The following is a 10,019-nucleotide window of genomic DNA, read 5'->3' as shown; positions in this document are numbered from 1 at the left end:
GTGATTCCTCGGTCTTTCGTTTCGCCGATCGTTCTCATCGCTCCGGCACCCGCTGCGATCGAATATCCTTCCATGACCGCTTCTTCTGCATTTCCTCCTTGCCTTCCCACAGGTTCTCCAGCAGGTGATTGATGAGGCTGATCCTCGTGTCCGGTTTCGTGGACAGGAGCCCCACCAACTCACTCAGGCAATGCGTCAGGCGTCGGACGGTGGATTCGGAGAAAAGGGCGGCGCGGTAATCGATGCCGCCTTCCATTCCCCCGTCGGGCGCGGCCACAAGCGTGAGCTTTATGTCGTGCACCGAGAGGAGGATTTCGGCGTCGAGCTCCTCTGCGCTCACCTCGGGGATGTCCCACTCGGGCAGCGGGACGTCCTCCAGCAGAAACCAGGTGCGGAAGACCGGTGCCGATTCGCCCGCACGGCGTTCCGGCCTGATGGCCTGAACCACGTGGTCGAAGGGGACGTCCTGGTTCGCGTACGCCTCGAGCGCCGTTTCGCGGACCTCCTTCAGCACGTCGGTGAAGGCGGGGTCGCCCTTGAACCGCGTCCGGATGGCCAGGCTGTTGACGAGGAAGCCGATGGTGCTTTCGAGCTGAGGGTGGGCGCGATGGCCGGCCGGCACCCCGACGACGATGTCCCGCTGCCTGCACCACCACTGGAGCAGGACCTGCCACGCGGCGAGATACCCCATGAACGTGGTCGCACGTTCGGCCGTGCAGACACCCTTGAAGCGGGCGGCCACGGCGGGGTCGACCGCGAAGGGCGCCCTGGCTCCCTCGATCACGTCGGAGTCCTCGGTCTCGCCCTCGGTGGGGAGGTCGAGAACGGGCAGCGGAGAGGCCAGCCGGCGGCGCCAGAAGTCGATCTGGCGCCTGAACTCGTCCGAGTCGGTCTGTTCGGCTTCCCACAGCGCGACGTCGGCATAGCTCACACCGGGCGCGGGAAGGACGGACCGGTCCCGGCTCCGGTAGAGCGCACTGATCTCGCGGACCATGATCGAGGTCGACCAGGCGTCCCAGACGATGTGATGAACGGCCACGACCAGGACGTGCTCGCGCGGGCCGACCCGAAGGAGTCTCACGCGGAAATGGGGCCCGCTCGCGAGGTCGAAGGGGGTGTGCGCCTCCTCGGCGATCACGCGCTCGGGCGACAGTCTCCCCGGGTCGTCGCGCACGTCGACGATCTGGAAAGCCAGCGACGTGCCGCCGCCGGGGATCTGGTGGTGAGTGTCCCCGGTGGCCTCGATGGACAGTGTCAGGACGTCATGCCGGTCGACGAAGGCCTCGAAGGCGCTGCGCAGGGCTGCCACGTCGAGCGGTCCGGAGAGGCGGAACGGCTGGACGAGGTTGTAGGTGGTGCTGCCCGGGACGAGTTGGTCGTGGAACCACAGGCGTGCCTGGGCGGCCGTCAGCGGGACCGGGCCCTCCCGGTGGCCCCTGGCGGTCGGTCCGGACACGGTGCGGGACTCGCCCCTGTTTCGTATGTCCTCGATGACGCTCGCGATGCCCTTGAGCGTCGGGCTGTCGAAGATCACGCGGATGGGGATCTCGACATCGAGCGCCTTGCGCAGGTGGACGACGGTGCGCATGGCGGTCAGGGAGTCGCCGCCGAGCTCGAAGAAGTGGTCGTGCCGCCCCACCCGTTCGACCTGCAGCATGCCTGCCCAGACCTCGGCGATAAGCTTCTCGATCTCCGTGGCCGGCGCCTCGTACGAGGTCGGCTCGGCCGGCTCGGCCGGCACCACGAGCGCCTGCCTGTCGACCTTGCCGTTGGCGGTGAGCGGCAGCTCATCGATCCCGACGACGGTCTCGGGCACCATGTAGCCCGGCAGCTTCGTACCGAGGAACTCCCTCAGGTCTCCCGGCACCCTCTCGCCCTCCTGGGGGAGCACGAAGGCGACCAGCCGCTTGGCTCCCTGGCGTCGGCCGTGGACGACGGCCACCGCGCCGCGCACGGCAGGATGCTGGAGCAGCGCCACCTCGACCTCGCCCAGTTCGATGCGGTGCCCCTGGATCTTGACCTGGAAGTCCTCACGCCCGAGGAACTCGATCTCGCCGCTGGGCAGGAACCGCCCCAGGTCCCCCGTCCGGTACAGGCGCTCGCCCGTCTCGGGGTGGTGGACGAAGCTCGCGGCGGTCTTCTTCTCGTCGCGCAGGTAGCCCTCCGCCAGGCCCGTCCCGCCGATGTGGAGCTGTCCGGGGACGCCGGTCGGACGCGGCCGGAACGCCTCGTCGAGGACGTGGAACGTCTGGTTGCGCATGGGCGAGCCGTACGGGATGGACGGCCAGTCCGCGGGCACCTCCCCCACCGGGTAGAGGATGGACCAGATGGACGCCTCGGTCGCGCCGCCGAGGCTCACGATCTCCGGGGTTCCGAGCACCTGCCGGATGCGCTCCGGCAGAGTCACGGGGAACCAGTCGCCACTGAGCATCACCAGCCGCAGCGCGTCGCTGGTCGCGCCCTGCACCGTCATGTGCTCGACCAGCAGTTCCATCAGAGCCGGCACAGTGTTCCACACGGTGACGCCGGCCTGTTCGGCCAGGCCGAGCCAGGCGGCAGGGTCGCGGTGCGAGGCCGTCTCGGGGACGACGACGGCGCCGCCGACGGACAGGGGGCCGAAGATGTCGTAGACCGACAGGTCGAAGCCGAGCGACGACAACGCCAGGGTCCGGTCCCGCTCCCCGACCGCGAAGCGGTCGTTCACGTCGACGACCGTGTTGAGAGCACCGCGGTGGCTGATCATCACCCCCTTGGGCACGCCGGTCGAGCCCGAGGTGAAGATCACGTAGGCGAGGTCGCCGGGCTCGGCGGTCTGCTGACCCTTCGGAAAGGCGACCGGATCGGCGGCCATGGCGTCCACGCGGAACACCGTGCCGTCCGTGACGAGCGGGTCTTCCATCCGCTCGGCGACACGCGACTGGGTCAGAACTGCCCGGACCCGTGCCTGGTCGAGCAGGAAACGGATCCGCTCCTCGGGCAGATCCGCGTCCACCGGAAGGTATGCGGCACCCGAGGCAAGGATTCCGAGGACCGCGGCGCACTGCTCCCAGCCCTTCTCCATGACCACGGCGACCACGTCGTTCGGCCGGACGTCCAGAGCCGTGAGGCGGGCGGCGATCACCCGGGCACGGGCAGCCAGCTCACCGTAGCTCAGCGTCCGGGTCCGCGTGATCACGGCCGGCCGGTCCGGAGTCCGCGCCGCCATGGCGAAGAACGGCTCGTGGAGCAGCCCCGACGGCAGGTGGCCGGCGGTCCGGTTGTAGGCCTCGCGCAGTTCCAGTTCCGCGGCCGGCAGCAGGGACGGCAGCGGCAGGCTCCACCGCGCGTCGTCTTCGGCGAGCCACCGCAGCAGTTCCATGGTGGCTCCATGGATCGCGGCGACCATCCCGTCGGGGAAGAGCTCGTCGACCGCGTCGATGTCCAGGACCAGGCAGCCGTCCGACTCGAAGACCTGGGCGTCGATCCACACCTGCGGGGTCTGGGAGATGCTGAACACCTCCTCGCCCATCCCCGTGTCCTGGCCGTGGTCGAGGAAGAGGCTGGTGAACACCGCCGGCATGGCCGCCTCGGGGCGCGCCTTCTTCAGCTCGCGCAGGACGCGGACCCCGCTGAAGAGCCGGTGGTCGATGTCGGTCAGCAGCTGGTCCCGCACCGCGCGGGCGCGCTCGGCGAACGTGTCCGTGCCGACGGCGTCGACCTCCAGCAGCGTCACCGAGGTGAAGTCGCCGACGACGGCGTCCACGCCCGGGTGGAGTGGGAGTCTGTTGGCCATCGGGAGGTTGAGCGTGAACCTGCGGTTCCTCGACCAGGTCGCCACGGCCTCGCTGTAGGCCGCGATGAGGAGCGCGGTGGGGGTGATGCTGTGGCGGGCGGACGCCGCCTTGACTCGGTCCCAGTACTCCTTGCCCAGCGTTCCGCTCACCCGGCTGAAGCGGGGCTCGTCGATGGTGCGCGGGTCGCGGGCCAGCGGCAGCTCGGGGGCCGGGGCGAAGGTCGGCACCCGCTCGCGCCAGTACGCCTCCGCACGCCGGTACAGCTCGGTCTGCTCAAGGCTCTGCTCGGCCAGGACGTAGTCGCGGAAGGAGAGCTCGGGCTCAGGCAGGTCGAGGTCCGGGTCGTGGTACAGGCCGGCCAGCTCGCGGAGCAGGAGGTTCGAGCTGCGGGCGTCGCTGATCAGGCCGTCGATGCTGTAGTGCAGGCGGGTCCGGCCACCGTCCATGACGGTGGCGCGCAACTCGAACAGGGGCCATCGCTCGGGGTCGAAGACCTGGTGGGACATGGCAGCGCGAGTGGCCGCGAGGGCCTCACGCACCTCCTCGTCCGGCAGCCCGCGGACGTCCTGGGTGGCGATGACGTAGTCAGCGACCTCGGCGAGGATCTGCTGTTCGCCGCGCGGCAGCACGATGGCGCGGAGCATGCCGTGGCGCTGGATGAGGCGCCGGAACGCGCGCTCCAGGCGGGGCAGATCGAGGTCGGTGGACTCGAACTCCTCGTAGCCGTGCATGCCGACGTTGCCGATGTCGAAGGCTCCCGTGCGGCCGATCCAGTAAGCCTGCTGCACGTCGGTCAGCGGGAAGGGCTCGGCCGCCGCGACCGTGTCAGGCACGATGACCGGCAGTGCCTCCGGCGAGACGTCGCTCGCCTCGCCGCGGGCGTTGTCGACCGCGCGCGCCAGGCCGCGGACCGTCGGCCGTTCGATGAAGGTGCGCAGCGGGATCTCGACGCCGAGGAGCCCGCGTAGCCGGGAGAGGAGCTGGATGGCGAGCAGCGAGTGCCCGCCGAGCTCGAAGAACCCGTCTTCCGAGCCGAAGACGGAGATGCCGAGGAGGTCCGCGAAGATCGCGCCGATCTCCCGCTCGGTCGGGTCCTCGTAGGCCGGCGCCCCGGCCGCCTGCGACTCCGCCACGACAGACTCTGCGGCCGTGGGTTCGGGTGCCGCGGCATCCCCGGCCCGGCAGCCGCAGGCGTCGGCGGCGACGCGAGGCGGATCGACCCAGCACCTCTCGCGCTCGAATGGGTAGGTCGGCAGGACCGTGCGATGCGGACGGGCTCCGCCGGCCATCGCCTCCCAGTCGATCGCGACGCCTTGGCACCACAGCTCGCCGACGGCCGACAGCAGACCCGGCTCACCCTTATCGGCCGCGGCGGGCAGGCACGCCACCGCGTCGGCCCCGGCAGCGCGGGCCAGCCTCGCCAGCACCTGCCCGGGGCCGACCTCGACCAGCACGGCTCCCGTGTCGCGTACCGCGCGCAAGGCGTCGTCGAAGCGCACCGTGGCGCGGATCTGCCGCGCCCAGTACGCCGGGCTGGTGGCCTCCTCGTCGGTGATCCAGTCGCCCGTGACGTTCGATACGAACGGGACGCGCGGCGGCGACAGGTTGATCCGCGCCACCTCCTCCTCGAAGGCGGCCGCGGCGGCGTCCATCAGGCGCGAGTGGAAGGCGTGGGAGGTACGCAGTCGCTTGGAGACGACATCGCGCTCGGCGAGCCGGGCCTCGAAGGCCGTGATCGCGTCGGCGGGGCCCGAGACCGCGCATTCGCGTGCCCCGTTGACGGCCGCGAGGTCCACGTCGTCCAGCAGCGGCACCACCTCGCTCTCGGGCAGCGGGACGGCCGTCATCACGCCGGTCGGCGCGGACTGCATGAGCCGGCCGCGCGCGGCGACGAGGCTCAGGGCCTCCTCGAGGGACATCACTCCAGAGGCGCATGCGGCCACCAGCTCGCCGAGGCTGTGCCCGATCATGGCCGCCGGGCGGACTCCCCAGGACTCCCAGAGCCGGGCCAGCGCGTACTCCAGGACGAAGAGCGCCGGCTGCGCGACCGAGGTCTGGTCGATCGACCCCTCATGGTCTGGCACCGGCTCGCCGAGACCGAGCACCGGCCGGACGTCCATGCCGGTCAGCGACCGCAGAAGGGACGCGACCCGGTCGGCCTCCTTCCGGAACACCGGCTCCTGCGCGTAGGCCGCCCGGCCCATGCCGGCACGCTGGGCGCCCTGCCCGGGGAAGGCGAAGGCGACGTCGCGGTCGCCGGACGTCGCCGCCGTGGCCCTGCGCACCGCGACGCAGGAGCCCAGCGCCTCGACGGCCTCGGCGACGCTCTCGGCGACGACGAAGCCGCGGTGCGGAAGCTCCCGCCGGCCGCGCTGCAGGGTGTAGGCGACGTCCTCGATGCGCTCGTGCGGGTTCGCCCCGAGGTGGCCGGCGAGGTTGTCGACGGTCTTCTTGAGCGCGGTGGGCGTCGCGGCGGAGATCGGGACAACGTGTCCGGTACGGCCCGGAGCGGCAGGAGTGCGCGCGGGAGCCTCTTCGAGGACGACGTGGGCGTTGGTGCCGCCGATGCCGAACGAGCTGACGCCCGCGCGCAGACGCCCGCCCGGCCACGGCGACAGGGCCGTGTTGACGTAGAACGGGCTGTCCGCCAGGCCGAGTCGGGGGTTCGGCTCGGAGAAGTGCAGCGAGGGCGGAAGCTGCCTCGCCTTGAGTGCGAGGACCGTCTTGATGAGACCGGCCGCGCCGGCGGCCGTGTCCAGGTGCCCGATGTTCGTCTTCACCGAGCCGAGGGCGCAACGGCCGACAGGACCCCCGCCGAAGACGCTCTTGAGCGCGGCCACCTCGATGGGGTCGCCCAGCACGGTGCCGGTGCCGTGGGCCTCGACATAGGTGATGGTGGACGGATCGACGTCGGCGACGGCGAGCGCCTCCGCGATCACGTCGGCCTGGCCCTCGACGCTCGGTGCGGTGAAGCCGACCTTGCGCGCGCCGTCGTTGTTGACGGCCGAGCCACGGATCACGGCGTGGATCACATCGCCGTCGGCCAGAGCGTCGTCGAGTCGCTTGAGCACGACGACGGCGGCGCCGCTCCCTGCCACGGTGCCGTCCGCCGCCGCGTCGAACGCGCGACATCGGCCGTCGGGCGACTTGATGCCGCCCTTCTCGTGGAGGTATCCCCGCCGCTGCGGGATCACGGTCGCGCCTCCGGCGAGCGCCACGTCGCACTCGCCGCTGCCCAAAGCCTGACATGCCATGTGGACGGCGACCAGAGAGGTCGAGCACCCGGTCTGGACGCTGACGCTCGGACCCCTCAGGTCCAGCTTGTAGGAGATCCGGGTAGGCACGAAGTCCTTGTCGTTGCCGATGGACGTCTGGAACGCGCCCACCCGCGCGACCAGGTCACCGTTCGGCAGCAGGTTGTGGTGCAGGTACGCGCTCTCTCCCACGCCCGCGTAGACACCCGTGACCTTGTCCGCCGTGCCCGAGGGGCTTCCGGCGTGCTCAAGCGCCTCCCACGCACACTCCAGCAGGAGTCGGTGCTGCGGGTCGAGCATCTGGGCCTCGCGCCGGGAGAAGCCGAAGAGGGCCGCGTCGAAGCCCTCCATGTCCTGGACGACGCCGAGCCTGCGTACATAGTCCGGCCGGGCGGCCTCGTCCGGCGAGATGCCGGCGTCGAGGAGTTCCTCATCCGTGAAGGTGGTGATCGACTCGACGCCGTCTCGCAGGTTCCGCCAGAAGGCATCGGGGGTGTCCGCCCCGGGAACGCGCAGGGCCATTCCCACGACAGCGACCGCACCAACGGGTGCTCCGTCGTCACCGATGATCTCGTTCGTCATTACCGTCCCCCAGGTCGCGTCCGGAGCTCAGTCGGTCCGCTTCAGCTCCGTGACCGGTTGCCCGCGCCGGGTTCCTCAGGGTTCCCGCCGCCATTCCCATGCCGCTCCCGTTCGGAGCCGCCGCATGCCTCCCAGAGCGGTGGGCCACCCTGCGCGGGTTCGCTCTGGTACATCCATTAACCGAGGGTCATCGGGCCGCGTCATGCCACTGCATTCCGTGACTTGACAGACGACCACAGCTGGCGGTATTCGCGGTTTGTGGGGACGGGCACCGGGCCGGGCCCCGGCCGGGATCAATCGTGGCGACTCGTGAACCGCGACTCGCCGACGTCTCGCCGACCTTCGCGGCCGGCCGTCTACGGCAGGCCCTCACCCAGGAAGGCATCGCCGCCGATGTTCACGCCGGACGGCCGGGCGCTGGTATCGGGTGGGTTGGCCTGGCGGCCTGGTCGGACTGGCTTCGATTTCGGTGCCGCGTCGGCTGGAACGGAGAACACGCGAGACCCGTCTACCCCTGGCACCCCCGAGCGGACCCGGCGCGCGACGGCCACCGCATGGCGCTCGGCGATGCCGACCTTCGCACGCGGTCCGCATCGCCACGGTCCCCGCACGCGGCGGGCTCTCCAATGTCCGGTGTGGAAGCACCTTGAACGAACTGCGTAAGCACCTGGAGTGGGAGGCTCAACGCGCGTCACGCCCTACCCGGGGCTCTCGCCGATGTGCTGGGTGGAGAGGATGGCGGCGACCCAGGTGGGGCCGCGAGGAACTGCCCGCCGCCGCTCTCGCAGCGGGGAGGTCTCCATGGAACGTGATCCTGATCAGACGCCTGCCGATCAACGGACAGGATTTCCGAAGCGTCCTCGCTCTTCTCGGAGTCTCCGACCCGACGCTGTAGGCGAGCGGGCGCTGCAGGTGTTCGACGAGTGGCGGCGGCACGGCCTGGCATGGCGTAGCCCCGCCGGTACAGGGCGAGGGCGCGTCTCGTCAGACAGACCGAGCGGCGCGTCGGAGCTGGTTCGCAACAATCGATCATCAGCCCGAACAAAGATCCTTGCCCATGCGTCCAACCAGCTGGGACCGGCTTCGAGAGGTGTGAGTTTCGATGGTACGGAGAATGCCGCTGCTGCTCGGGTTGCTCGGCTTAGGCTTGGCCGCACTGGCGCTGGGAATCTTTCTCGGGCGTTGCGACTACTTCGGGCTCTTTCCGCTTGCGGTGACCGGATACATCGCCGGTACGGCTCTCATCGGAGGAGCCCTCGTCATGCGCTTCAGGCATAGTGTGGCAATATCGATCATCCTCCTGCTCGGAGTCGTCTTGATCGCCGGCCTTGTTTCCTTTTGGGCCTTTTTTGCCGCATTCGCCCGTTGCTTCGAGCTCTAGCACTCCAACCGCATATCGGGATCTTGGATGCAGCCAGGTGGCTGCCCGGCCCTCGCTGTGGCACTGCGCCGGAACCACCTGCGCCGCTGGAGGAGCGGCGTGAGCGCCCAGTGCCCAGTGCTGTGGCAGGGGGTACTCCCCGATGCGAAGACGTGCGCGCTACCAGCCTGCGGTGGGGAGTTCGCGTGGTAAGACGACGCCCGTGGGCGGAACCGCCCACGGGCGGATTCGATCTACTGCTCGCGGTCTTGCAGGCACGCGGCTGCGATGCGGGCGTACCGGTCCGGAAGGGCTGCGTGACGTCATAGGTCGGGCGGATCGGAGCACTTTTCCCGACCTGCCCGATATTCGGGTGTGACGCGTCACTCCGATCTGTACCGTGGATCTCAGTTCGTCGGGCCTGATGTGGATGCGGGTCGAAGGGCGTCGGTTATCTTGCGATGATTCGCCGGTGCTCATCTCCATATCCATGTCCTCTTCAGGCCTGGCGAGCTGGTCAGGTCTGGTGCTGGCACGGGTCGAAGCTCGTCGGTTATCGCCTCTTAAGCCGGTGGTTGCGGGTTCGAATCCCGTCGCGGACTTCGGTTCGCGTAGCTCAATGGCAGAGCACCGTAAACGGCCGGTGGGCCCTCCCACATCCGCGCCAGTTCCAGTCCTGATCGTTCGTCAGCTCTGCCGGTGGTACGGGTCGAATCTCGATCGGTTATCGCTCTCCCAAAGCGGAGGCCCGGGTTCGAATCCCGGCGCCGCCTTCGGGCGGTGTGGTGTAGCGGCCTAGCACGTCTAACGGCCGGTCGGTCACCCCATATCCGTGCCATCGGCAGGGCTGACGAGCAAGGGGAGCGGGTCGAAGTCAGTCGGTTATCGGGAACAGGTTGTCGCAGGTTCGAGTCCCGCCGCCCCACACTCGCGGGGTGTAGCTGCTGAAAGACCGTCTCCGCAGGTACGCCGAGTCGCAGGAGCGAGATGTGTCGTGGGTGATCAGGAAGGCGATCGAGGAGTATCTCAACCGCCACGAGAAGGGGTGAT

General features: G+C 69.6%; 3 protein-coding genes. 2 read left to right on the top strand and 1 reads right to left on the bottom strand.

Going from position 1 to position 10,019, the window contains the following annotated elements:
• Nucleotides 1–34: 34 nt before the first annotated feature.
• Nucleotides 35–7,609, bottom strand: a complete 7,575-nt coding sequence (locus AB0B45_RS18935) for an amino acid adenylation domain-containing protein (protein ID WP_358132032.1) — start codon at nucleotides 7,607–7,609, stop codon at nucleotides 35–37.
• Between the two features lie 1,114 nt (nucleotides 7,610–8,723).
• On the opposite strand from AB0B45_RS18935, the gene AB0B45_RS18930 reads away from it, so the two are divergent.
• Both AB0B45_RS18930 and AB0B45_RS18925 read left to right on the top strand, forming a co-directional pair.
• Nucleotides 8,724–8,990 carry a hypothetical protein gene (locus tag AB0B45_RS18930; RefSeq protein WP_358132031.1) on the top strand — a complete coding sequence of 89 codons (267 nt, stop codon included), beginning with the start codon at nucleotides 8,724–8,726 and terminating at the stop codon, nucleotides 8,988–8,990.
• A 920-nt stretch (nucleotides 8,991–9,910) separates the two neighbouring features.
• Nucleotides 9,911–10,018: a ribbon-helix-helix protein, CopG family gene (locus AB0B45_RS18925; RefSeq protein ID WP_358132223.1), complete on the top strand. Its 108-nt coding sequence runs from the start codon at nucleotides 9,911–9,913 to the stop codon at nucleotides 10,016–10,018.
• The last annotated feature ends 1 nt before the right edge of the window (nucleotide 10,019 follow it).

It is taken from the genome of Nonomuraea sp. NPDC049152 (assembly GCF_040648355.1).
GTDB lineage: Bacteria > Actinomycetota > Actinomycetes > Streptosporangiales > Streptosporangiaceae > Nonomuraea.
This window is presented reverse-complemented; position numbering and strand designations above follow the sequence as displayed.

Bases quoted from the DNA above. Each gene is read 5' to 3' on its own strand.
- AB0B45_RS18935 (WP_358132032.1), bottom strand. From the start codon at position 7,609: ATGACGAACGAGATCATCGGTGACGACGGAGCACCCGTTGGTGCGGTC.
- AB0B45_RS18930 (WP_358132031.1), top strand. From the start codon at position 8,724: ATGCCGCTGCTGCTCGGGTTGCTCGGCTTAGGCTTGGCCGCACTGGCG.